At 59.8% G+C, this 22,312-nt stretch carries 20 protein-coding genes, 1 pseudogene and 1 riboswitch; of the genes and pseudogenes, 7 read left to right on the top strand and 14 right to left on the bottom strand.

Annotation, left to right across the window (positions count from 1 at the left end):
* Positions 1 to 98: 98 nt before the first annotated feature.
* Entirely contained in the window at positions 99 to 614 is a 516-nt protein-coding gene (locus tag IE091_RS17595) for a hypothetical protein (protein ID WP_189464251.1), read from the bottom strand.
* A 100-nt stretch (positions 615 to 714) separates the two neighbouring features.
* Positions 715 to 1,305 carry a hypothetical protein gene (locus IE091_RS17590; protein WP_189464250.1) on the bottom strand — a complete coding sequence of 197 codons (591 nt, stop codon included), beginning with the start codon at positions 1,303 to 1,305 and terminating at the stop codon, positions 715 to 717.
* A gap of 297 nt (positions 1,306 to 1,602) precedes the next feature.
* Here IE091_RS17590 and IE091_RS18690 point away from each other — a divergent pair.
* The 5 genes and pseudogenes from IE091_RS18690 to aztD all read left to right on the top strand — a co-directional run.
* Positions 1,603 to 1,740, top strand: a pseudogene (locus IE091_RS18690) (phage integrase N-terminal SAM-like domain-containing protein); the annotation flags it as partial.
* A gap of 105 nt (positions 1,741 to 1,845) precedes the next feature.
* Positions 1,846 to 1,977: riboswitch (TPP riboswitch) on the top strand.
* Between the two features lie 85 nt (positions 1,978 to 2,062).
* Positions 2,063 to 2,731 (top strand): thiaminase II, encoded by a 669-nt coding sequence (gene tenA, locus IE091_RS17580; protein ID WP_189464249.1) that lies wholly within the window; start codon positions 2,063 to 2,065, stop codon positions 2,729 to 2,731.
* Positions 2,732 to 2,756: 25 nt separating this feature from the next.
* Positions 2,757 to 4,673, top strand: a complete 1,917-nt coding sequence (thiC, locus tag IE091_RS17575) for a phosphomethylpyrimidine synthase ThiC (protein ID WP_229800891.1) — start codon at positions 2,757 to 2,759, stop codon at positions 4,671 to 4,673.
* A gap of 116 nt (positions 4,674 to 4,789) precedes the next feature.
* Positions 4,790 to 5,722 (top strand): zinc ABC transporter substrate-binding protein AztC, encoded by a 933-nt coding sequence (gene aztC / locus IE091_RS17570; protein ID WP_229800890.1) that lies wholly within the window; start codon positions 4,790 to 4,792, stop codon positions 5,720 to 5,722.
* A gap of 50 nt (positions 5,723 to 5,772) precedes the next feature.
* Positions 5,773 to 7,023, top strand: a complete 1,251-nt coding sequence (gene aztD, locus IE091_RS17565) for a zinc metallochaperone AztD (protein ID WP_189464248.1) — start codon at positions 5,773 to 5,775, stop codon at positions 7,021 to 7,023.
* A gap of 300 nt (positions 7,024 to 7,323) precedes the next feature.
* Here aztD and IE091_RS18685 read toward each other — a convergent pair whose 3' ends face one another.
* The 6 genes from IE091_RS18685 to IE091_RS17535 all read right to left on the bottom strand — a co-directional run bounded on the left by IE091_RS18685 (position 7,324) and on the right by IE091_RS17535 (position 12,421).
* Entirely contained in the window at positions 7,324 to 7,638 is a 315-nt protein-coding gene (locus IE091_RS18685; RefSeq protein ID WP_373294923.1) for a CsbD family protein, read from the bottom strand.
* Positions 7,639 to 7,645: 7 nt separating this feature from the next.
* The gene (locus IE091_RS17555; RefSeq protein ID WP_229800889.1) at positions 7,646 to 8,743 is read right to left on the bottom strand and encodes a DUF2955 domain-containing protein; all 1,098 of its coding nucleotides are present in this window, start codon (positions 8,741 to 8,743) and stop codon (positions 7,646 to 7,648) included.
* Positions 8,744 to 8,769: 26 nt separating this feature from the next.
* Positions 8,770 to 9,843, bottom strand: coding sequence for an HlyD family secretion protein (locus IE091_RS17550; RefSeq protein ID WP_096922475.1), 1,074 nt, complete (start codon positions 9,841 to 9,843; stop codon positions 8,770 to 8,772).
* A 191-nt stretch (positions 9,844 to 10,034) separates the two neighbouring features.
* A complete protein-coding gene (locus tag IE091_RS17545; RefSeq protein ID WP_189464247.1) occupies positions 10,035 to 10,649 on the bottom strand; it encodes an outer membrane beta-barrel protein in 615 nt (204 codons plus the stop codon).
* 213 nt (positions 10,650 to 10,862) lie between these two features.
* On the bottom strand, positions 10,863 to 11,372 hold the full coding sequence (locus tag IE091_RS17540; RefSeq protein WP_039176693.1) for a porin family protein: 510 nt from the start codon (positions 11,370 to 11,372) through the stop codon (positions 10,863 to 10,865).
* Positions 11,373 to 11,500: 128 nt separating this feature from the next.
* Positions 11,501 to 12,421 (bottom strand): EamA family transporter, encoded by a 921-nt coding sequence (locus tag IE091_RS17535; RefSeq protein WP_189464246.1) that lies wholly within the window; start codon positions 12,419 to 12,421, stop codon positions 11,501 to 11,503.
* A gap of 153 nt (positions 12,422 to 12,574) precedes the next feature.
* Between IE091_RS17535 and IE091_RS17530 the strand changes: the two genes are divergently transcribed.
* Together IE091_RS17530 and pta are read left to right on the top strand one after the other, a co-directional pair.
* Positions 12,575 to 13,756, top strand: coding sequence for an acetate/propionate family kinase (locus IE091_RS17530; protein WP_189464245.1), 1,182 nt, complete (start codon positions 12,575 to 12,577; stop codon positions 13,754 to 13,756).
* Positions 13,757 to 15,940 (top strand): phosphate acetyltransferase, encoded by a 2,184-nt coding sequence (pta, locus tag IE091_RS17525; protein WP_039176699.1) that lies wholly within the window; start codon positions 13,757 to 13,759, stop codon positions 15,938 to 15,940.
* Positions 15,941 to 16,056: 116 nt separating this feature from the next.
* On the opposite strand, the gene cyoE is transcribed toward pta, so the two are convergent.
* From cyoE to IE091_RS17495, 6 genes are all read right to left on the bottom strand, one after another.
* Positions 16,057 to 16,980 carry a heme o synthase gene (gene cyoE, locus IE091_RS17520; protein ID WP_189464244.1) on the bottom strand — a complete coding sequence of 308 codons (924 nt, stop codon included), beginning with the start codon at positions 16,978 to 16,980 and terminating at the stop codon, positions 16,057 to 16,059.
* Entirely contained in the window at positions 16,938 to 17,279 is a 342-nt protein-coding gene (cyoD, locus tag IE091_RS17515) for a cytochrome o ubiquinol oxidase subunit IV (RefSeq protein ID WP_096922473.1), read from the bottom strand. The genes cyoE and cyoD overlap by 43 nt, the downstream gene beginning before the upstream one ends.
* Position 17,280: 1 nt before the next feature.
* Positions 17,281 to 17,892, bottom strand: a complete 612-nt coding sequence (gene cyoC, locus IE091_RS17510) for a cytochrome o ubiquinol oxidase subunit III (RefSeq protein ID WP_039176704.1) — start codon at positions 17,890 to 17,892, stop codon at positions 17,281 to 17,283.
* Positions 17,892 to 19,916, bottom strand: coding sequence for a cytochrome o ubiquinol oxidase subunit I (gene cyoB, locus IE091_RS17505; RefSeq protein ID WP_039176706.1), 2,025 nt, complete (start codon positions 19,914 to 19,916; stop codon positions 17,892 to 17,894). The genes cyoC and cyoB overlap by 1 nt, the downstream gene beginning before the upstream one ends.
* Positions 19,917 to 19,918: 2 nt before the next feature.
* Complete coding sequence (gene cyoA, locus IE091_RS17500; RefSeq protein WP_189464243.1) at positions 19,919 to 20,980, bottom strand: ubiquinol oxidase subunit II; 1,062 nt, start codon at positions 20,978 to 20,980, stop codon at positions 19,919 to 19,921.
* Between the two features lie 266 nt (positions 20,981 to 21,246).
* Positions 21,247 to 22,014, bottom strand: a complete 768-nt coding sequence (locus tag IE091_RS17495) for a DeoR/GlpR family DNA-binding transcription regulator (RefSeq protein WP_039176710.1) — start codon at positions 22,012 to 22,014, stop codon at positions 21,247 to 21,249.
* Positions 22,015 to 22,312: the final 298 nt, after the last annotated feature.

The following is a 22,312-nucleotide window of genomic DNA, read 5'->3' as shown; positions in this document are numbered from 1 at the left end:
GCAATAACGGGCTTGCGAAAGCCAACTTGCACGGGGCGAATGATCAAAAAGTGCTCGCTGGCGGTGATAGGGAAAGTGTCGGCGCCGGCTTCACGGATTCAGGTACAAGAGAGTACTAGCTCTAGAAAATAATCATCTAGCCCCATTTGGATATTTTCCCAAGATTTATTAATGGGAGTTCCAATCCTGACAGTTGGTACAGCACCATCATCTTTCGGTGCTTCTAGTACAATATAAGAATCTGTAAAACGGGCCATCTTTTCACATTGCTCACCGAGCCTAGTTGACTCCGCCTTTGCAAGTTGCTGCACATTGCCATTTTTAGCTTGCGATAGAATGGCCTTATTTATCGGCTTATCAACGTTCTCACTCTCAAAAACAATCGCAAAATCTGCGCCATATAAGTTTTCCGCACTCCCCGGCCCTCGATCTGCGACGATTGTAGGCTTAAATACTATTGAACCGTTTCCATCTCCAAAATCCAGTATTCCATCTAGCCGTCCAATAAGTGCGTCAACATATGCACTTTCTTGTGAATATCTAACTCGATCTAATCGACTACATGCATTTTTAAAATAGCTCTTTACCTTTTCTTCTATCTCTTTATTGTCCATATACCAAAATTCTTGAGGTGACCTTAAGCCCTAACGCTTGGCACAGCGGACGCTTTGGAGCGACGCAGGAGCGGAAAAACATTCCGACTGCTGCCACTGGTTAGAATTTATTGGACCGTTTTCGGAATTCGTCATAGTAGTAGGATGCCTTTTCAGGGTCGCCCAGTGCGATCTCAAGCATTAGCTGCAATGTCAGGAGAGGCCCTGGAATAATTCCGTCTTCATCGATCTCAGCATCCCGGAAGTCTGGGTTAATAGCGAGTTCGAAATTTACAATCCACCAAACCTCGATTTTTCTCAGCAAAGCCACCATCTGCTCGAACTGCTGAGCAAAATTAACAGAGCTCTCTCCTCCAAGAAGATTGGGCATTTCGTGAGCAACTTCGTTTCTAGACTCACGGATCTTATCAAATGCTTCAATATCCTCTGCAGTTATTGCTTCTTGCTCCTTCAGCCATTCGAGGGAGGCTCTGACCTTGCTTTTGTGTCTGGATTTAACCTCGGCCTCATACTCTGGCGAGAGAATATTGCCCTGCGGCCCAAAACCATCGGTGAAGAAGGTCTCAATCCGCTCTATGATAGAGTCCTTGAGAATCTCGAATGCCGCAAGATATATCGAAGCGGAGATCAGTTTCGTTTTGAGGATCTCAGGATTAAGAAAATCCTCCCATCTCCTAGATGACTCGCTCATGGAAAATCCTAACAGTGATTATACGCCCTGCCATGAAACCTCAATGAACGTGCCATCACAATGACTGAGGTTTCATAGCCACCAAATTGAATCTACCTCATTGATTCTACAGCGTGCAAAGAGAATTTTGGCGATGTAGCCAAATTCGCGGGCTTGCGCGTTTTGCTCACCTCAACAATACTGTTTTTATAAACAGTATTGTTGAGGCATTCTCCCATGAAACTGATGGAACGCGTCAAGGCAACCATGAGAGTCAAGCGCTATAGCTTACGCACCGAAAAAACCTAATGTTACTGGATTCGATTTTGCATTTGGCTCAATAATTTACGTCACCCTACCACCCTAACAGGTCATGAAGTACGGCAATTTTTGGAGTATCTGGCAATCGAAAGGCACGTGGCAGCGGCTACACAGAATCAACCACTCAACGCCATCGCCTTTTTCTTGTCGTTCATTGCTTTCACGGCAGACCACCTCTGTGCGCCCAATAAAATAGCCTACCCTTGCATCTCCCCCACCCGCCTCCTACACTGCGCTGAATACTGCTTGACGGGGTGCCGGTGGAACCGGCTGAGATCGCTATACGGCTGGCTGCTACAGCAAGTCGTCACGGCGGGGCCCGTTGAACCTGATCCGGCTAGTACCGGCGTAGGAATCAAGCGGTGGTTGGGGTGCGCCGTGTTCACCTGATTCCTTGCCCCAACTCACTCTCCTTTCGCCCGTGCGCCGGTTCGCTGTACCACCGGAGGCATTCAATATGGGCTACCGCTTTACCGATCTCACCACCGCTTGCCAGAACGATTGGCGCGCTTACATCGAGCACGATTTCGTGCGTCAGCTGGGCAACGCCACGCTGCCTGAGGCGTCGTTTCGCCACTACCTGAAGCAGGATTACCTGTTCTTGATCCACTTCGCCCGCGCCTACGCGCTGGCCGCTTACAAAAGCCCTACCTTGGCGGATTTGCGCCAAGCCCACGAGGGCCTGAAAGCCATCGTGGATGTGGAGCTGGGCCTGCACGTGGGCTTTTGCCAGGAGTGGGGCATCAGCGAGCAGGAGCTTGCCGAACTTCCCGAAGCCCGCGCTACGCTGGCCTACACCCGCTATGTGCTGGACACCGGCAACCGCGGCGACCTGCTCGATTTGCACGTGGCGCTGGCCCCGTGCCTGGTGGGCTACGGCGAAATCGCCAACTGGCTGAACGCGCAGCCCTCTACGCTGCGCGGCGAGCAGAATCCTTTCGATGCCTGGATCGCCATGTACGAAGGCGAGGAGTTCCAGGCCGCCATGCAGGCCGAGCTTGCGTGGCTCGATGCCCGCCTGGCGGATGTCACCCCTGCCCGTTTTGCTGAGCTGAGCAAGATCTTCCGCGATGCCACCCGCCTGGAAATCGACTTCTGGCAGATGGGTTTAGACCTTTCTGAATAACCTCCTACAACACAGAGCAACCGTCATGACCAAGACCGTCAAAAGCAGAACCGCGCACTTTTTAGCCGAAACCGCCCAGGTCGATGCCGCCGCCGTGGCCCCACTGCCCGGCTCGCGCAAGGTGTACGTGGAAGGCTCACGGCCAGATATTCGCGTGCCGTTTCGGGAAATTACCCTCTCGCCCACCAAAACCAGCGGCGTGGATGAGCAGAACCCGCCGCTGCTGGTGTACGACACTTCCGGCCCCTACACCGACCCCAACGCCTGCATCGATTTGCGCCAGGGCCTGCCGGAGCTGCGCCGGGCCTGGATCGAAGAGCGCAATGACACCGAGTTTTTGGATGGCCCCACCAGCCAGTATGGCCAGCGCCGCGCCAACGACCCTACCCTTGCCCAGCTGCGCTTTGATTTGACCCGCACACCCCGCCGGGCGAAAGCGGGCAAGAACGTGACCCAGCTGCACTACGCCCGCCAGGGCATCATCACGCCGGAAATGGAATTTATCGCCCTGCGGGAAAACCAGCGCCGCCAGGCGTTGGGAACGGCAGAAGTAGAGCGCATTCTGGGCCATCAGCATGCGGGCCAGAGCTTCGGCGCCAGCCTGCCCAAGGAGATCACGCCGGAGTTCGTGCGCGATGAGGTGGCCCGTGGCCGGGCGATCATTCCCAACAACATCAACCACCCGGAAAGCGAGCCGATGATCATTGGCCGCAACTTCCTGGTGAAGATCAACGGCAACCTGGGCAACTCGGCGGTCACCTCTTCCATCGAAGAGGAAGTGGACAAGATGACCTGGGGCATCCGCTGGGGTGCGGATACCATCATGGATCTCTCCACCGGCCAGAACATCCATGAAACCCGCGAGTGGATCATCCGCAACTCGCCGGTGCCGATTGGCACGGTGCCCATCTATCAGGCGCTGGAGAAGGTCAACGGCATTGCCGAAAACCTCACCTGGGAGATCTTCCGCGATACGCTGATCGAGCAGGCGGAACAGGGGGTGGATTACTTCACCATCCACGCGGGGGTACTGCTGCGCTACGTGCCGCTCACCGCCAACCGCGTCACTGGCATCGTCAGCCGTGGCGGTTCCATCATGGCGAAGTGGTGCCTGTATCACCATCAGGAGAGCTTCCTGTATACCCACTTCGAGGAGATCTGCGAGATCTGCAAGCAGTACGATGTGGCGTTCTCCCTCGGCGACGGCCTGCGCCCCGGCTCCATTGCCGATGCCAACGACGAAGCGCAAATGGCGGAGCTGAAAACCCTGGGTGAGCTCACCCACATTGCCTGGAAGCACGACGTGCAGGTGATGATCGAAGGCCCCGGCCACGTGCCCATGCACCTGGTGAAAGAGAACATGGACAAGCAGCTGGAGTACTGCGACGAAGCGCCCTTCTATACACTCGGCCCGCTGGTGACGGATATCGCCCCCGGCTACGACCACATTACCTCTGGCATTGGGGCGGCGATGATTGGCTGGTTTGGCTGCGCCATGCTCTGCTACGTGACGCCGAAAGAGCACCTTGGCCTGCCCAACAAGGATGACGTAAAAACCGGCATCATCACCTACAAGATTGCCGCCCACGCGGCGGATTTGGCCAAGGGCCACCCGGCGTCGCAGCGGCGCGACAACGCCCTTTCCAAGGCGCGCTTCGAGTTCCGCTGGGAAGACCAGTTCAACCTGGGCCTGGACCCGGACACCGCCCGGGAATTCCACGATGAAACCCTGCCGAAGGATTCCGCCAAGGTGGCCCACTTCTGCTCCATGTGCGGGCCGAAGTTCTGCTCCATGAAGATCAGCCAGGAAGTGCGCGACACCTACCGCGACCGCACCCCGGAAAACGCCAGCGAAAGCGACGCCGAGGCGGTGAAGCGAGGCATGCAGGAGCAGGCGGAGAAGTTCCGCCGGGAAGGCAGCGAGCTGTACCAGGAGGTCTGACCGCTCTCCCCCCGCCTGCGGGCGGGGGGAGCAACCCACTGGATGTTCGGCCCCTTTGATGTTCGGCTTCTTTTTTGTTATGTTATAACATATACATTTAATCAAGGAGCCTTACCGTGGGTCTGTTGAAACGCGTACCTTCTCTGCTGGCGGCGGGCATGATGGCGCTGGGTAGCCTGAACGCCATGGCCGATGAGCCCGCCCTGAACGTGGTGGCCTCGTTCTCGATCATCGAAGACCTGGCCCGCCAGGTCGGCGGCGAACGCATCGCGCTGACCAGCATCGTGGGCGCCAACGACGACGCCCACGTTTACGAGCCCACCCCCGCCGACGTTCGCCAAGTAGCGCAGGCAGACGTGGTGCTCATCAATGGCCTAATGTTCGAGGGCTTTCTTACCCGTCTGATCGAGGCCAGTGGTACCGAAGCCAGCGTGGTCACCGTCTCGGAGCACGCGGTGCATCTCGAAGACCCCATGGGCGGGCACTACCACTTTTATGGCGACCGGGCGGTGTTCCATGAAGCGCCCTATGACCCCCACGCGTGGCAGTCGGTGCCCAATGCCAAGGCATATGTCGCGCGCATTGCCGACGCCTTCTGCGAGGCGGACCCGGAAGGCTGCGATACCTACCGCACCAACCAGCAGCGCTACGAACAGGACCTGGAAGCGCTGGAGCAGGAAATCCACGCGCGCATCGCCACGATTCCCGAATCCCGGCGTACCGTGGTGGTGGCTCACCATGCCTTTCGCTACTTCGAAGAGGCCTACGGCGTGCGCTTTCTGGCCCCGCAGGGGGTCTCCACCGAATCCGAAGCCACCGCCGCCCATGTGGCGAAGCTGATCGATGCCATCGAGCAGCAGAGCGCCGTGGCGGTATTTGCCGAAAACATTTCCAACCCTCGGCTGGTCGAGCAAATCGCTCAGGAGGCCGGCCTGTCGCTCAGCGGCACCCTCTACTCGGACGCGCTGTCGCGGGAGGATGGCCCGGCGGCCAGCTACCTCGACATGATGCGCCATAACGTCGACACCCTGGTCACGGCACTGCAGTAGCCACCCAGGTGATTAACCACGCCCCTTCTGGGCTCAAGGAGAGAGAAACGATGACCCCGATGTTTGTAGGCAAAGCGTTGACCGCGCTCGCTTTCGCGGTAGGCAGTGCCGCCGTGCAGGCCCACGACCACTCCCATAGCCATAGCCACAGCCATGGCGACGATGAAAACGTCACGGCCTGGCGGCTGGTGGTCGCCGACCAGCAGGATGCCGTGGTCCACGTCATCGACGCCACGGAGAAGTCGCTGCTGGACACCTTCGAGCTGGAAGGCCCGGCGGCGCTGCATCGCACCCGTAGCGGCGAGGCGGTATTTGCCGTGCAAGGGGCAGCAAACACGGTGTCGGTGATCAATACCGGCATCGCTTTCCATGACCACGGCGACCACGCCGATATCGAGGTGGCCGACCCGGCGCTGCTGAGCACGGTTCTGGAAGGGGAGCGCCCCGCCCACTTCGTCGAGCGCCAGGGCTACATTGCCCAGTGGTTCGATGGTGAAGACGAAGCCCGCCTGTTCACCGAAAGCAGCCTGTTGGCAGACTCCCCCGAGATTCGTACGGTGCCGGTGGAGGCAGCGCACCACGGGGTGGCCGTGCCATTCCACCAGCATGCGGTAGTGACGGTGGTCAACCCGGAAGATGCGTCTCAACGCCCGGTCAGTGCGAAGGTGCTGGATAGCGATGGCAACTTGGTCGGCGACGAAGTGGCGTGCCCTGGGCTGCACGGCTCGGCGGGCTCTGGCAGCCTCTATGCGTTGGCTTGCCACACCGGCCTGCTGCTGATCGCCACGGAAGACGGCACGCCCCAGATCACCCATCTGCCCTACCCGAGTTCTCTGCCGGAAGGCAGTGCTTCCACCCTGCTGGGCGGCACCGGGCTACAGTACTTCCTGGGTAACTACGGGCCAGACCGCGTGCTGCTGGTCGACCCCACCGAAGGTGAAGAAGGCTTCCAGCTGGTGCAACTGCCTACCCGTCGCGTGCACTTTGCGGTGGACCCGATTCGCGCCCGCTACGCCTATGTGTTCACCGAAGATGGCCAGCTGCATCAACTGGATGTGCTGAACGGCGAGTTGACCCAGTCGCTGCGCCTGACCGAGCCCTACTCCATGGATGGCCACTGGAACGACCCGCGCCCACGCATTGCCGTGGCGGGTGAGCATATCGTGGTCACCGACCCCGCTACCGAAACGCTGCACTTCGTCAGTGCGGAAACCTTCGAAAAGGTCGATGAGATGGCCCTGGAAGGCAAGCCGTTCAATATCGTGGCGGTGGGCGGCACCGGCGTCTCTCACGGGCACTAGGCTTTGTACGAAAGGTCGGCGAGCGATGGCCAGACAAGGCAAAAATCGGCGAAAAGACGGAGTTTACAAGGTGTAAATGAGTACTTTGAGCCGATTTTTAACGCCGTATGGGCGAGCGTAGGCAGTTTTCGTACAAAGCCTAAGCCTGCTGGCCCCTTTGACGGCTCGCACAAAACAACACCGGAGCCCAAGGGCTCCGGTGTTGTTTTTGAAAGAGTATTGGCCGCCGGATCGATAACCTGAACGGTTGGCCCTGGGGCTAGCCATCCGGCAACGAATACATACTCGGTGGCTGTCGTATTACTTCTTGAGCTTGTCCTTGGCTTCTCCCTTGCCTTTTTGCAGTTCGCCCTTGGCCTGCTGCGCTTTGCCTTTGGCTTCGGTTTTGGTGCTACCCGTCGCCTTGCCAGCCGCCTCTTTCACTTTGCCTGCTGCCTTGTTGGCTGTGCCTTTTGCTTTATCTGAAGTACCTGCCATGACGAACACCTCTAATCCGTTAGTAGGGAAGCGGCCGCTGTACTGCGGGTCTACCTGACCGTGCGGCCTGTTATCAGCGTAGCGGGTATTGCCAAAGTTGCCCATTTTCTTTTTTGCAAAGGCCTGGTGCCTGTTCAAGCGGCCTTCAAGCAAGCCGAGTGGCCGCAAAGCGGTTCAGCACCCGCTGCACGCACGCCATCACTACCAGCGTTGCCACCAGCGCCACGCTCATGGAAGAGAAGCGGTACAGCGCGCTGTACACCAGGTCCTGCTGAGGCCCAAGCGACTGCCCGAACAGAATGCCCAGCGTGGTCAAGCCGCCAAACCCGATGCCAGAGCCGCCGCCTTCCAGAATGTGCTCGCGGGCGAACAACATCAGCCCCAGCCAATAGAGCAGTATCACCAGCAGGAAATGGTGGCTTTGGGTATAGAGGACGAGCTGCATGGCCAGCGCCAGGTTGCACCCCAGCAAGGTGCCCACGGCGCGCTTGGCCGCCGACACCCGAGCGCCCTGATACCCCAGCGTGAACAGAATCAGGATGGTGGCCATTTGCGCCGACAGCGACCCCTGCAGGTCGAACACCTGGAACACCACGAACGAGAGCGTGGCCGTGATCCCGCCCAGCAGGGTTTCATGGCGCACCTGAGCAACGGGCTTGGCCGCCCTGGGCGGCGGCTGGCGGGGCTCGGTATCGGGGAACAGGGTATGCATCAGCATGGCGATGAACACGGCCAGCACGCTGGCCATCAGGTTGCTGGCCAGCAAATCGCCCAGGTCTACGCTGGGGTAGCTGGCAAAGTGCAGCAGTATGCTCAGCGTCAGGACGCCGTTGGCACCGAACAGAAACAGCGGCCCTCTGGCCATCAAGGAGAAGCGCAGCAGAAACAGCCCCAGCACCACCAGCGTCATCACCACCGGCATGTGCTTCAACAGCCCCACCACCACACTGACCTCCAGCGCGTTGAGGCTGCCATTGGCCAAAAACTGACGGATGATGCCAGCATTCAATACAGGCACCATGCCCAGCAGGAACATCGGGAATACGGTGAAAAACACCCCGTAGTTCCAGCCCATCAGCTGGCTGACCACGAACCCCAGCAGCCCGCCCCCCGCCACGCGCACGCACTGGCGCAGGCCGTTCTGGTCCAGGCGGCTCGCGGGCCGCGCCTTGGGCGGATGACGGAAACCCTGTTTGAATCGGTGAGTGAGCCGCCTGCTAAACCGAACCATAGACGTAGGCATGTCAGTAAACCGTGTTAGTAAATATGTCAGTAGACATAGTGCAGCCAGCTCACCAGGTGCGCCTGCAGCCAAGCGAAGGGCGCCGCCAGGGCATGCTGGCCCGGCCATAGCTGCACCGTTGCCCGTGCTCCGCTGGGGGGTAGTGAGGCCAGGTGGGTGCTCAAGGGATCGTCCAGCGCGATGTGCAGGCGCATGCGCTGGGCATCTCTTACCCAGCGGTCGGAGGTAGGAATGCTGGTCAACTGACCGTCGGCTGCCAGCTGCCCTTCGCGTACGCCCGCCTCCAGGGCGGTAACGCGGCCCTTGGCAATGTGCCCTGGCAAGGCATCGAACACGACCTGAGCCTCGTCGCCCACGTTCACATGGCGCAGGCTCTTTTCACGAAAGTCCGCGACGATCTCTGCTCGGTCGGCCACCAGCGCAATCACCGGCTGCCCCGCTGGCACATAATCCCCCGGCTGAAGCTGCAGATTGGCCACCACGCCCGCCTCGCGGGCGCGTACCTGGGTTCTTTCCAGGTCCAGCTCGGCGCGGGCCAGCGCATTGTTGGCCTGGCGCAGGCGAAGATTGGCCTCGCCCTCCTCCCCCAGCTGCACCTCCAGGCTATCGATTTGTGCGCGGGCGGAAGTCACGGCCGCCTGGGCGGTATGCTCGGCGGCCACCTGCTGGTCGTACTGCTGGCGGGAGATGCCCTGCCGCCCCAGCAGCGCCTCGGCCCGGCGACGTTCACCGCTGCGCTCCTCCAGAGTTGCCTGAGCAGACACCAGCGATGCCCTGGCCGCCGCCAGCTCTGCCCGCAGTCGCGCGTTCTCCTGCTCGGCCTGCTCGCGGTTCAGCAAGGCCTGCTGCCGGGCCAGCTCGAACGGTGCTGGCTCCAGCCGGAACAGCACGTCCCCTGCGGCTACCCGCTGGTGGTCGTTCACCAGTACCGCCTGCACGGGCGCGCCCAGCTCCGGGGCTATCTGGGTCACCGGCCGCATCACCCGCGCCTCTGGGGTCATCGGCATGAAGCTATCAGCCACCAGAAAATAGACGAACAGCACCGCAAACGCCGCCAGCGCAATACGTACCCAGCGGCTGAAACGTTGATCAGGAGTCATTGGCGTACTCACTCACTGCCCCTCGGGAAGCCCCAAGGAAAGCATCAGAAGGAATACTTTAGTCTAACAAAATAATTAGCAGGCTAACAATATTGTTATGCATACAATAAGGTAGGACTCAACAAAAAGCCCCCAGGCCGCCATGATGGCGGCCTGGGGGCTAGTCGTTTTACTGGGAGGTGTCTAAAGACTTAGAAGCGGTAGCGTAAGCCGATGCTGTAGGCATCCAGGTCGTAATCTGAGTTACTGATGTAGCGGGTAATATCCCCGGTCAAGGATACGGCTTCCGATACATCGAACTCAGCGCCTGCGCCGAACGAGATATCATCGTCTCGGCCGCTGCTTCTTTCCCCCAAGGCACTCGCGGTCATTTTGACTTCTGAATATCCCAGAAGGCCAAACAAGCGTGCGCGGTCACCCATAGGCACGATGCCTTTTAGAAAGCCACCGACCAGGTAATCCAACTCAACCCCCAAGCCACCGTTGTTATCAGAGCCTCCGGTGGCAACGTGAAGCTCGACTGCCAAATACTGATCCAACTTGATACCTGCCACCAGGCGCAGTGCTTCTGAGCGAAAATCGTTATTCAGCTCATCGACATTCAGGCCAAGCTCTCTAAGGATCTCAGCCTCAGCGCTATTAACATCAAGACCAGCAGCATCCAGGCCATCAAAATTAAGGTTCCATACTATCGCATCGGCACCCACATACCCTTGCGGGTAACCGGGATCATAAGTTTGTGCCTGTACATTACCCGCTACCACTAGTGCAGCCACTGCCGCCAAGCCTTTCATCGTTGATTTCATTCTGTTCCCTTCGTTTTCGTTATGATCGAGCATCTGTAAAGGGCAACAAGGTTAACCAGAATTAGGCATGCCTGCAATGCACGTTGGCTTGACTTACCTGCCAAACAAAAAGCCCCGCTGTCTGCCTGTGTCGGCAGATCAGCGGGGCGGGGTTCCCTTGATACGAGTTTGTCAGGTCGTTACCTGTACATGGTGATGCCAGCAGCCGTAGCGTCAGAAACGATAGCGTAGGCCGATGCTGGCGGCATCGAAGTCATACGCGGATTTGTCCAGGTAGCGCATGTAGTCGGCGCCCAGTGCCAGGTTGTCGGCAATGTCCACTTCCGCGCCAGCGCCATAGGAGAAGCCGCTTTCACGGTCACGGTCGAAATCGACCTCAGTGACACCGGCCAGGCCGTAGAGGCGTACATCCGGCGAGACGGGCAGAATACCCTTGGCGTAAACACCGGCCAGGTAATCGAGCTCTACATTGCCATCAGAGCCGCCTGTGCCCAGGTGGCCTTCCAAGGCGAAAAACTCGTTGAACTGAGCCCCACCGCGCAGGCGCAGGCCTACATCGTCGCGGGATGAGCCGCGGTCGGGGTCCAGGCTCCAGAACATGGCATCGCCACCCACGTATCCTTGTGGGTATTGGAAAGATTGTTGGGCCTGAGCTGATGCCGCAAAAGTACCGGCGCCTACCAGCAGTGCCGCAGAGGCAAGGGAAAGAACGGACGTTTTCATGGGGTTCACCTCAGTTAAGAAACAGTGTTTCCTTACGCTGAGCAAGTGTGGCTCAACCCCCGAGAGAACGCAAATGCCGCCCCACGCTTTGCATATAATTTCCTTTTTTCGGCGCCCGGTGGCGTGGGCTAGCGGCCTTTCGACAGGCTGAGCACCACGATGCCCCCCACCACCACCGCGCCGCCCAGCAGCTGGCTGGGGCTGAGCATTTGTCCCAGTACCAGGTAGCCGATCAGCAGCGAAGCCACCGGCTCGAAGTTCATCACGGGGGCGTTGCGCGCCATGTCCAGGCGGGGCACGAAGATGAACAGCACCGAAAACGCGCTGCCGTAAAGCAGTGCCAGCATGATGAGCCCTACCCAGCCGCTACTGTTGTCGGGCAGGCTCATGCCGCCGGGCACTGCCCCCAGCAGCCCGCCAAGAATCATAGCCACGAATACGGTCTGCATGGTGAGCAGGCTACGCAGGGTACTGCCTACGCCTGCCAGGCGGTGCTCAGTGATCCACAGCGCACAGGCAAACGCAAACGCCGCCAGCAGCCCAAAGCCAATGCCTGCCAACCACTCGGGGCCCATGGCATTGGCGTTGGCCAACCAGCTGGGAATATCCAGCACCACCAGCAGGCCAATCAGTATGGTGCCCATGATCAGGCAGCTGCGCAGCGAAGGCCTGGGGCCACCCAGCGCCCAGCTAAGCAGCGCCAGTTGAATGGGAAAGGTGTTGACCAGCAGCAGGGCAATGACCACCGGCAGGCGAGCCACGGCGGAATACAGGCTGACGCTTTGCAGGGTGATCAATAGCCCCACCACCAGCTGCCAGCGCCAGGCACCGGGCGGCAGCCAGAAGCGCTTTTTCTGCAGCACGAACAGGCTCAGCAGGATGACGCAGGCCACCCCTGAACGCATCAATACCGCCAGCAGCAGCCCCGTACCGTTATCGAAGGCCAGCCGCGCCGACACGTGGTTGGCGGCGAACATGGTGGCCACACACATCATCAGCAGAATGGCGAGATGACGGGGCAAAAGCGCGGGGCTTGAAATCGACGACATAGGAACAAAACGGCTCACGTTAGGTTATATAAGGAACAGGATGACGACATTTTACATAGAAGGCTAACTAAATTCTTCGCTGATTTTCTCAGTCTCCGCATGTTAAACTAAAGTCTATCCCCCTTTCCTCCTGACTACTTTACAAAGGTTGTTATGAACGCACCGGTGCTGGTTATCAACTGTGGCTCTTCTTCCATTAAATACGCTTTGATTGATTCAGACCCTCAGGCACCGCGTCTAGCCGGTTTGGCGGAACGCCTGGGCAGCAGCGACGCTCGCCTGAAAGGCAAGAACAGCGCCGGTGAGAGCTTCGCCCAGCCGCTGCCCGGCGCCGACCACGCCGAAGCGCTAAACGCCATTCTGGAGCGCCTGGAAGGCCGCGTTCCCGGTGCCGTGGGCCACCGTATCGTGCACGGAGGAGAGCACTTCACCCAGGCGGCGCTGATCGACGACAGCGTGATTGCCGCCATCGAAACCACCGCAGCCCTGGCCCCGTTGCACAACCCTGCCAATCTGGCGGGTATTGCCGCCACGCGCAAGGTGTTTCCCGAGCTGCCCCAGGTGGCCGTCTTCGACACCGCCTTCCATCAGACACTGCCGCCCCGCGCTTACCGCTACGCGCTGCCGGAAGCGCTGTACACCGAACATGGCATTCGCCGCTACGGCTTTCACGGCACCAGCCATGCGTTCGTCAGCCAGCGCGCCGGGGAACTGAGCAGCCGTGGTGCAGGCGGCTGGCTGACCGCCCACCTGGGCAACGGCTGCTCCACCAGCGCCGTGTGGAACAACCAGAGCCTGGATACCAGCATGGGCCTTACCCCGCTGGAAGGCCTGGTGATGGGCACCCGCAGCGGTGACGTCGACCCCGGCCTGCATGCCCACCTGCATCGCCAACTGGGCTGGTCGGTGGAAGAGATCGATAACGTCCTGAACAAGCAAAGCGGCCTGCTGGGCCTTTCCGGCCTGACCAACGACATGCGTGAAGTGGAAGACCAGGCCGTGGCTGGCCACCCCGGTGCCAAGCTGGCGCTGGACGTGTTCTGCTACCGCATCGCCAAGTCGCTGGCGGCGCTGTCCTGTGCATTACCTAAGTTAGACGGCGTGATCTTCACTGGCGGTATTGGCGAAAACTCGCCTATCGTACGTCGTGAAGTGCTGGCGCTGCTGCCCCACTTCGGTTTCAGCATGGACGAAGCCGCCAACGAAGCGACCATTCGCGGCAAGGAAGGCAAATTGGACACCGCGAGCCATAACGGCCCTGAAGTGTGGGTGATCCCCACCGATGAAGAGGGCCGCATTGCCATGGAAACCCGCTACTGCGTGGAGACCCCTTGAATGAACAGCTCTTCCGAGCAACCCCAAGCCATTCTGCTTGTCCCCACCAGCATGGGGGCAGGCTTGACCTCGGCCTGTCTGGGCCTGATTCAGGCGCTGGACACCATTGGCCTGAAAGCCGGCTTTCTGAAGCCGTTCATGCAGAACGAGTTGAACGGCCCGGGCCTTGACCGCTCGACGGCGCTGGTCTCGCGGACGTTGAACCAGCGCCCGCCTTCGCCTATTTCCCAGGCACGCCTGGAGCGGCTGCTGCGCGACGACCAGACCGACGAGCTGATGGAAAACGTCGTCGAGCTTTACGAGCAGGTCACCCAGCAGGCGTACCGTGACGGCAGCGCTCTGGACCTGGTGGTGGTGGAAGGCGTCGTGCCGACTCAGCACACCACCTACGCGACCCAGACCAACGCGCAGTTGGCGCATGCCCTGAACGCCCGCATCATCCTGGTGGGCACCGGCGACTTGAACGAGCCCCAGCACCTGGCGGAAGAGCTGGACATGCACGCCCGCAGCTTTGGCGGCGTCAGCTCCAGCCGCACCCTGGGCGGCATTCTGATGCGCATGAAAAACCTGCCCTATGGGCAGGAGGACGACCTTTCCGCCGCCCCCGGCACCATCAAGCCGCAGTTGGAAGAGCCGGTACTCAACGAGCTGCGCCGCTACTCCCCGGCGCTGGCCACCGATAGCTTCCACCTGATTGGCGTGGTGCCCTACAGCAAGACCCTGAGCGCCCCGCGCACGCTGGACGTCGCGCGGGCACTGAACGCCAAGGTGCTCAACGAAGGGGACGCCGCACAGCGCCGCGTGCTGTCGACCAGCCTGTGTGCCCGCAGCGCCGCCAACGCGCTGCATATCTTCACGCCCGGCAGCCTGGTGGTGGCCTCCGGTGACCGTGACGACGTGGTGCTGGCCTCGGCGCTGGCCACCATGAACGGCACCCAGCTGGCGGGCGTGCTGCTCACCAATGGGTTCATTCCCAACGACGGCATGATCGAGATGTGCCGCCCAGCGCTGAAGACCGGCCTGCCGGTGCTGGCGGTGGAAACCGACAGCCTGACCACGGCTCAGAACCTCAGCCAGCTCAGCAGCGAAATTCCCATGGACGACTTCGAGCGCGCCGAGCAGGTGGCACGCTACGTAGCGGCACACATGGACCTGGAGTGGCTGAAAGCCAAGCTGAGCCGTGGCTACACCCGCCGCCTCTCGCCGTCGGCGTTCCGCCATCAGTTGGTGAAGCTGGCCCAACAGGCCAAAAAGCGCATCGTGCTGCCGGAAGGCGACGAGCCGCGTACCATCGAAGCCGCCATCATCTGCCAGCGCCGTGGCATTGCCGACTGCGTCCTGCTGGGCAAGCGGGAAGACATCGAAAGCGTGGCCCATCACCGTGGCCTGACGCTGCCGGATACGCTGACCATCATCGACCCGGAAAGCACCCGCGCCAGCTACATCGACCCCATGGTCGAACGCCGCCGAGGCAAGCTCAACGAGCTGACCGCCGAAGCGCAGCTTCAGGACAACGTGGTGCTGGGCACCATGATGCTGCAGCTGGATGAGGTGGACGGCCTGGTGTCGGGCGCAGTACACACCACGGCCAACACCGTTCGCCCGGCGTTTCAGCTGATCAAGACGGCCCCGGAGTACAATCAGGTCTCGTCGATCTTCTTCATGCTGCTGCCCGAGCAGGTGGTGGTGTACGGCGACTGCGCGGTGAACCCGGACCCGGATGCCGAAACCCTGGCGGAAATCGCCCTGCAGAGCGCGCGCTCTGCCGAGGCCTTCGGTATCGAGCCCCGGGTGGCGATGATCAGCTACTCCACCGGCGACTCCGGCACCGGCGCCGACGTGGATAAAGTCCGCGAAGCGACCCGCATCGCCAAGGAGCGCGCGCCGCACCTGGCCATCGACGGCCCGCTGCAGTACGACGCCGCCGCCATCGAAAGCGTGGGCAAGCAGAAAGCTCCCGATTCCCCCGTGGCGGGCAAGGCCACCGTGTTCGTGTTCCCCGACCTCAATACCGGCAACACGACCTACAAAGCCGTTCAGCGTAGCGCCCGAGTGGTCAGCGTGGGCCCCATGCTGCAAGGTTTGAACAAGCCGGTGAACGACTTGTCCCGCGGCGCCCTGGTGGACGACATCGTCTACACCATCGCCCTCACCGCAATCCAGGCCAGCCAGCGGAAAGGCTAGGCTTTCGCCGAGCCCGGTATACGTATCCGCTGAAAGCCGCGCTAAAAAGAACGCCCCGAACAGTTCACTGTTCGGGGCGTTTCAGGTTTTGCGTCAGGTTCAATCGTTGTTAGGCATTACACCCACATGGGCACCATGGCTTCCAGCACCATCACCAAACTCATCGCGGTGATCGTCAGAATGGAGACCCCAAACACTTTCTTGGCCCAGCGAACATCGTCATCTAACCGATAGCCGCGTAGTGCCAGGTAGAGCCAGTAGCCGCCCATGACCAGCGCCACACACAGATACCCCATCCCCGCCTGACTGGCCAAGACCAGCGCCAGCGAGGCGGGAATGAACGCCACGATGTAACCCAGGATGTGATGCTTGGCCATTTTGATCCCGTGTACCACCGGCAGTACCGGGATTGATGCCCGCTGATAGTCCGCATAGCGGAAAATCGCAATGGCATAGGAGTGCGGCATCTGCCACAGGCAGAAAATCACCAGTAGCATCAGCGCACCACTATCGAACTGCCCCGTGACGGCACAGTAGCCCACCACCGGGGGCATGGCCCCGGAAAGGCTGCCCACCAGTGTGCCGTACTCGGAGTGGCGCTTCATGTAGAGGCTGTAGACCCCGACATACACGCCCCAGCCAATCACCGCCAGCGCCACCGTCAAGCCATTGGTGCCCAATGCCAGGCACACGACCCCCGCCACGCCCAGCAGCGCCGAAATACCCAGTGCCTGGGTAATCGAGATACGCCCCTTGGCGAGCGGGCGATGGCGCGTACGCGCCATCAGTGCATCGATATCCCGGTCGATGACGTTGTTGCAGGCACAGCCCGAGGCAATGACCAGCGCAATGCCAAGCATCACCGAGGCAAACGTGACGACATCGAAGGTGCCGTGGGCGGCTAGAAAATAGCCCCCCAGCGTGGCGATCAAGTTACCGCCAATGATACCCGGCTTGGTGAGCGCCAGCAGGTCTCGCCAGCGGCTCGGTGCCACGTTCAGCCGATCATCATGTTGAGATGCAGATGCTGCATGATCCATAAAGAGCCCCCTACCACCAGGACGAGTATCGTCAGTGTGAAAACGAAGGACATCAGATTCCACCCCTCGTCGGCTTTGGTATTCATATGCATAAACATGACCAGCTGGACCAGAATCTGCAGCACGGCTGTTACAGCGATGACCACCACCGTCGTGGCGGTGCTTAGCGCACCGCTCATGACAACCGCAAACGGAATCACGGTTAGCACTAAAGATAGCAGAAGCCCGACAACATACGATTTAACGCTTCCATGGGAAGTCGTTGAATGCGCTGCTGAATGTGATGACGATTGGCTCATGTCAAAGCACCCCCATCAGGTAGACGAACGAGAACACACAGATCCACACGATATCCAGGAAGTGCCAGAACAGGCTGAGGCACAGGATACGCGGGCGCGTCATGGGCGTCAGGCCCTTGGTGGAAAGCTGCACCAGCATCACCAGAATCCATACCAGCCCCACCGTGACGTGCAGCCCGTGAGTGCCCACCAGGGTAAAGAACGACGACAGAAACGCGCTCTGGTCTGGCCCATACCCTTGATGAATCAGGTGATGAAACTCATACACTTCCATGCCGACGAAGGCAGCCCCCAGGGCAAAGGTGACCGCCAGCCACGCCTTGACCTGCCCCACCCGCTCGGCATTCATGGCCAAAACGCCCATTCCAAAAGTGAAACTGCTGAACAACAGCAGAAAGGTTTCGACCAGCACGAACGGCAGCTCGAAAATATCGGCAGCCGTAGGCCCCGCCGCCGTGCCCTTCATGAGCACGGCATAAGTGGCAAACAGTGACCCGAAGATCACCAGGTCGCTCATCAGGTAGACCCAGAAGCCGAAGACCTTGGTGCCTGCGGCATCGTGATGTTCGTGGGGCTCTGCAGTGGCCCCGTGATGCAAGGTATCCGTGGCCATTACGCTCGCGCCTCCACATAGTTGGTTTGTTCGCTATCGACAGCGCTGCTGGGTGCCGAGGTTTTGCGGCGCTGATGTTCACGCTCGATACGCTCCACTTCGGCAGCGGGCACGTAGTAGTCGATGTCATCGTTGAACACACGGGCGAGGAAACTCACCACCACGCCCAGCGCACCGACGCCCGCCAGCCACCAGATGTGCCACACCAGCGCAAAACCCAGCACCAGTGCGAATAGGCTGATCACCGGACCGGCCACGGTATTACGGGGCATGTGGATATCGGTGTAGGGCGCGTCTTCGAGCTGTTCGTTACTGCGCTGTTTTTGCGACCAGAAGCTGTCGATGTCGCCCACTTCCGGCAAACGGGCAAAGTTGTAGAACGGCGCGGGGGAAGACGTGGACCACTCCAGCGTACGGCCATCCCAGGGGTCGCCGGTCAGGTCGGCATTGAGCTTGCGGTCGCGCACGCTGACCCAGAACTGAATTACGGTGCAGGCAATGCCCATCATGATGATCACGGCACCCACCCAGGCCAGAATCATCCAGGGCTGCCATTCGGGGTTGGCGTAGGACTGCATGCGACGCACGGCACCGAAGAAGCTCAGCACGTAAAGCGGCATGAAGGCGACGTAGAAACCGATGAACCAGCACCAGAACGAGCGCTTGCCCCACTTTTCGCTCAGCGTGAAGCCGAACGCTTTGGGGAACCAGTAGGTCAGGCCCGCCATCATGCCGAACACCACGCCGCCGATGATGACGTTGTGGAAGTGGGCAATCACGAACAGGCTGTTGTGCAGGACGAAGTTGGCTGCTGGCAGCGCCAGCATCACGCCGGTCATGCCGCCCAGGGTAAAGGTGATGATGAACCCCAGGGTCCATAGCACCGGCGAGGTCAGCTCCAGGCTGCCACGGAAGATGGTGAACAGCCAGTTGAACACTTTCACCCCGGTGGGGATGGCGATGACCATGGTCATGATGCCGAAGAAGGCATTGACGTTGGCCCCGGCGCCCATGGTGAAGAAGTGGTGCAACCAGACGATGAACGACAGCAGCGTGATGGCCACGGTGGCCCACACCATGGTCTTGTAACCGAACAGGCGCTTACGGGCGAAGGTCGCGATGACTTCCGAGAACACGCCAAAGGCGGGCAGGATCAGAATGTACACTTCCGGGTGGCCCCAGGCCCAGATGAGGTTGACGTACATCATCATGTTGCCGCCAAAGTCATTGGTGAAGAAGTGCATACCGAAGTAGCGATCCAGCGTCAGCAGGGCAATGGTCGCGGTCAGAATGGGGAACGAGGCAATGATCAGGATATTGGCGCACAGCGATGTCCAGGTGAAGATCGGCATGCGGAACAGCGTCATGCCTTTGGTGCGCATTTTCAGGATCGTGACGAAGAAGTTGATACCGGTGAGCGTCGTGCCTATCCCGGATATCTGCAAGGCCCATATCCAGTAATCGACCCCCACCCCAGGGCTGAACTCTATCCCCGATAAAGGCGCATAAGCGAGCCAGCCGGTCTTGGCGAACTCCCCCACCACCAGTGAGATGTTCACCAGCACCGCAGAGACCGCAAACAGCCAGAAGCTCAAGTTGTTGAGAAACGGAAAAGCCACGTCGCGGGCGCCGATCTGGAGTGGCACCACCAGGTTCATCAGGCCGATGACCATGGGCATCGCAACGAAGAAGATCATGATCACGCCGTGGGCGGTAAAGATCTGATCGTAATGTTCAGGAGGGAGATAACCTGCGGCACCCCCGGCCGCCATGGCCAGTTGGGTACGCATCATGATGGCATCGGCAAAGCCACGCAGCAGCATGACCAGGGCCACCACAAAATACATGATACCGAGCTTCTTGTGGTCGACGGAGGTAAACCACTCGTTCCACAGCCAGCCCCACTTGCGGTAATAGGTGAGCGCGCCAAGCAGCGCCGCACCGCCAATCGCCATGAACGCCGCCACGACCATGATGATCGGTTCGTGATACGGAATAGCGTCGAGCGTCAATTTTCCAAACATGTTCAACCCCCGGCTTCTACGCTGTCAGGATGGCCGCTCATGGCGTGCTCATCGCTAGCGTGCTGATTGGTAACGTGGCCATAGGCAGCGTGATGGGAGGCCACCTGGGCACTCTCTAGTTCACCGCTTTCACCATGGCTGTCGTGGGCTTCACCTACGGCGTCGCTATGTGCCGCATGGTCACTGTGGCCACCATGGCCGCCGTGGCCTTCACCACCCCCGTGGAAGCTGGTCAGAATCGTTTCGTACAGGGCGGGTGCCACTGCCGAGTAGTGTTCGACCGGGTGGTATTCACTGGGGGCCGCCAGGGCGTTGTAGCCCTCGGGGTAGCTCAGGGTCTGGCCTGCTTCACGCACGTTGGCCACCCAGGCATCGAAGTCGGCTGGCGAGGTCACGTGGGCGTCGAAGGTCATGCCGGAGAAACCGGCTCCGCTGTAATTGGTGGAACGGCCTGGGTAGACGCCCACTTCATCGGCGATCAGGTGCACGTCGTTGTCCATGCCCGCCATGGCGTAGATCTGGCTGCCCAGGTGGGGAATGAAGAACGCATTCATCACCGAACCAGAGCTGACCCTGAAGCGCACCGGCGTATCCACCGGGAAGGCCACTTCATTGACACTGGCAATGCCCTGCTCGGGGTAGATGAACAGCCATTTCCAGTCCAGCGCCACCGCCTGTATTTCCATGGGCGCTACGCTGCTTTCGATGGGCTTGTGGGGGTCAAGGGAGTGCGAGGTTTTCCAGGTAAGAAAGGCGAGAACGGCGATGATCACGCAAGGCACGCTCCACACCGCTGCCTCGATGGCATTGGAGTGGGCCCAGTCAGGCAGGTACTTGGCAACGCTGTTGCTGCGCCGATAACGCCAGCCAAACAGCAGCGTCATGACGATCACCGGGATCACCACAATCAGCATCAGCCCAAAGGAGGTCAGAATCAGCGAGCGCTGCTCGACGCCAATCTGCCCCTTTGGGTCCAGCAATGCAGAACTGCAGCCCGCCAACAGCAGGCACAGCACAACGAGCACAAGAATGCCTCGTCTGCGCCAAAGGGTAGGTAATTGCATGGGTGTAGTCTCGTGAGAGAGTGGCTGATACAGCCTGCTGCTGGCTGGCTAACTAGCCAGCTAAGTAGCAAGCTAACTATTACCCCATACATTTCCCAAAACCGTCGAGGGTTGACGTGCTCCGGGAAAGGTATGCGCTACCGGGAGGGGTAGGTAGCGAGTCTTAACCACACGTTGCGTGTATAAATTAAGACTAAAGTATTTTCTATTGATCTCCGTCAATCAGAAAGAGGCGCTTTGCCGCACCCCAGGTGCGGCCAAATGTGTTAGGCAACGCTGATGCTGAGGGAGCTGGCGGGATGGTTTTCCAGCAGGCCAGGGGCGCGTTCGTCGTCGGTGATCACCACGTCGAAATCGGCCAGCGAGGCAAAATAGGCGGGCCGCACGATGCCGAACTTGCTGGCATCGACCACCAGCAACCGCTGCATGGCGGTAGCAATCGCCGCTTGCTTCGGGGCTACTTCATGGAAGTGAAAACAGCTCACTCCACGTTCGCAGTCTACCCCTGCCGCTGAAATCAGCGCCTTGTTGATGCCCAGCCGTTCGATGGCATCCCGCATGCCGTCGCTGCCGAAGGATTGCGACGAGGCGTGAAACAGCCCCCCCAGCAGCACCAGCCGCACGTTGGGCAGCGCGGCGACCGTGTTGGCCACGTTCAGCGCGTAGGTCACCACGGTCAGCTCGCGGAAGTGGCTGAGCTGGCTCAGCAAGGGAATCAACGTGGAGCCACAGTCGATGAACAGCGTGTCGCCTTCGTCGATGAAACTGGCGGCACGCTGGCACAGACGATGTTTGACATGGTAGTGGCTGGCCTGCTGCTCGGTGAGGTCGTAGACCGGCGTCACGCCGGGGTAGCTGGCCATCACCAGCCGTCCCCCCAGCAGGCTCAAGGGAGATGGCTGCGTGGCGAGGTCTCGGCGAATGGTCATTTCCGATACTCCGCACAGCTCGGCGGCATCGCGCAGGTGCAGGGTTCCCCCGCTTGCCAGGGCTTCTTGCAGCATGGCCAGGCGCTGGGCACTCCGGTCATTCACAGGCATCTCCTTGTGATTCATCTTGTTATCGGGTTTCAGCGCTCAGGTAACGCTTATGCTGAGCCAGCGCCCCGCGAATTTCCACTCCCCTACCACTCTGTTTGCCGCCATGAGGCGCATGAAACACCCTGGCAGCGTTGATGTGACAATACTTGCAAATCAACGTTAAAAAAATAACACTCGATGTTATAATTTTGTAACTATTCAGGTGGTTGCGGATAGCCTGTCGACAACCACCTGATTTTTCTGGCATAGTGCACAGCATCATTCGGCACACCTATGCGGCGATATGACCATC

This window comes from Vreelandella hamiltonii (assembly GCF_014651775.1).
GTDB lineage: Bacteria > Pseudomonadota > Gammaproteobacteria > Pseudomonadales > Halomonadaceae > Vreelandella > Vreelandella hamiltonii.
Note: the sequence above shows the minus strand (reverse complement) of the source record. Positions and strands in the feature narration are given on the sequence as shown.

Bases quoted from the DNA above. Each gene is read 5' to 3' on its own strand.
- IE091_RS17595 (WP_189464251.1), bottom strand. From the start codon at position 614: ATGGACAATAAAGAGATAGAAGAAAAGGTAAAGAGCTATTTTAAAAAT.
- IE091_RS17535 (WP_189464246.1), bottom strand. From the start codon at position 12,421: ATGTCGTCGATTTCAAGCCCCGCGCTTTTGCCCCGTCATCTCGCCATT.
- tenA (WP_189464249.1), top strand. From the start codon at position 2,063: ATGGGCTACCGCTTTACCGATCTCACCACCGCTTGCCAGAACGATTGG.
- IE091_RS17555 (WP_229800889.1), bottom strand. From the start codon at position 8,743: ATGCCTACGTCTATGGTTCGGTTTAGCAGGCGGCTCACTCACCGATTC.
- thiC (WP_229800891.1), top strand. From the start codon at position 2,757: ATGACCAAGACCGTCAAAAGCAGAACCGCGCACTTTTTAGCCGAAACC.
- IE091_RS17545 (WP_189464247.1), bottom strand. From the start codon at position 10,649: ATGAAATCAACGATGAAAGGCTTGGCGGCAGTGGCTGCACTAGTGGTA.
- IE091_RS17590 (WP_189464250.1), bottom strand. From the start codon at position 1,305: ATGAGCGAGTCATCTAGGAGATGGGAGGATTTTCTTAATCCTGAGATC.
- pta (WP_039176699.1), top strand. From the start codon at position 13,757: ATGAACAGCTCTTCCGAGCAACCCCAAGCCATTCTGCTTGTCCCCACC.
- cyoC (WP_039176704.1), bottom strand. From the start codon at position 17,892: ATGGCCACGGATACCTTGCATCACGGGGCCACTGCAGAGCCCCACGAA.
- cyoD (WP_096922473.1), bottom strand. From the start codon at position 17,279: ATGAGCCAATCGTCATCACATTCAGCAGCGCATTCAACGACTTCCCAT.
- cyoA (WP_189464243.1), bottom strand. From the start codon at position 20,980: ATGCAATTACCTACCCTTTGGCGCAGACGAGGCATTCTTGTGCTCGTT.
- aztD (WP_189464248.1), top strand. From the start codon at position 5,773: ATGACCCCGATGTTTGTAGGCAAAGCGTTGACCGCGCTCGCTTTCGCG.
- IE091_RS17550 (WP_096922475.1), bottom strand. From the start codon at position 9,843: ATGACTCCTGATCAACGTTTCAGCCGCTGGGTACGTATTGCGCTGGCG.
- IE091_RS17540 (WP_039176693.1), bottom strand. From the start codon at position 11,372: ATGAAAACGTCCGTTCTTTCCCTTGCCTCTGCGGCACTGCTGGTAGGC.
- IE091_RS17530 (WP_189464245.1), top strand. From the start codon at position 12,575: ATGAACGCACCGGTGCTGGTTATCAACTGTGGCTCTTCTTCCATTAAA.
- cyoE (WP_189464244.1), bottom strand. From the start codon at position 16,980: ATGGATCATGCAGCATCTGCATCTCAACATGATGATCGGCTGAACGTG.
- cyoB (WP_039176706.1), bottom strand. From the start codon at position 19,916: ATGTTTGGAAAATTGACGCTCGACGCTATTCCGTATCACGAACCGATC.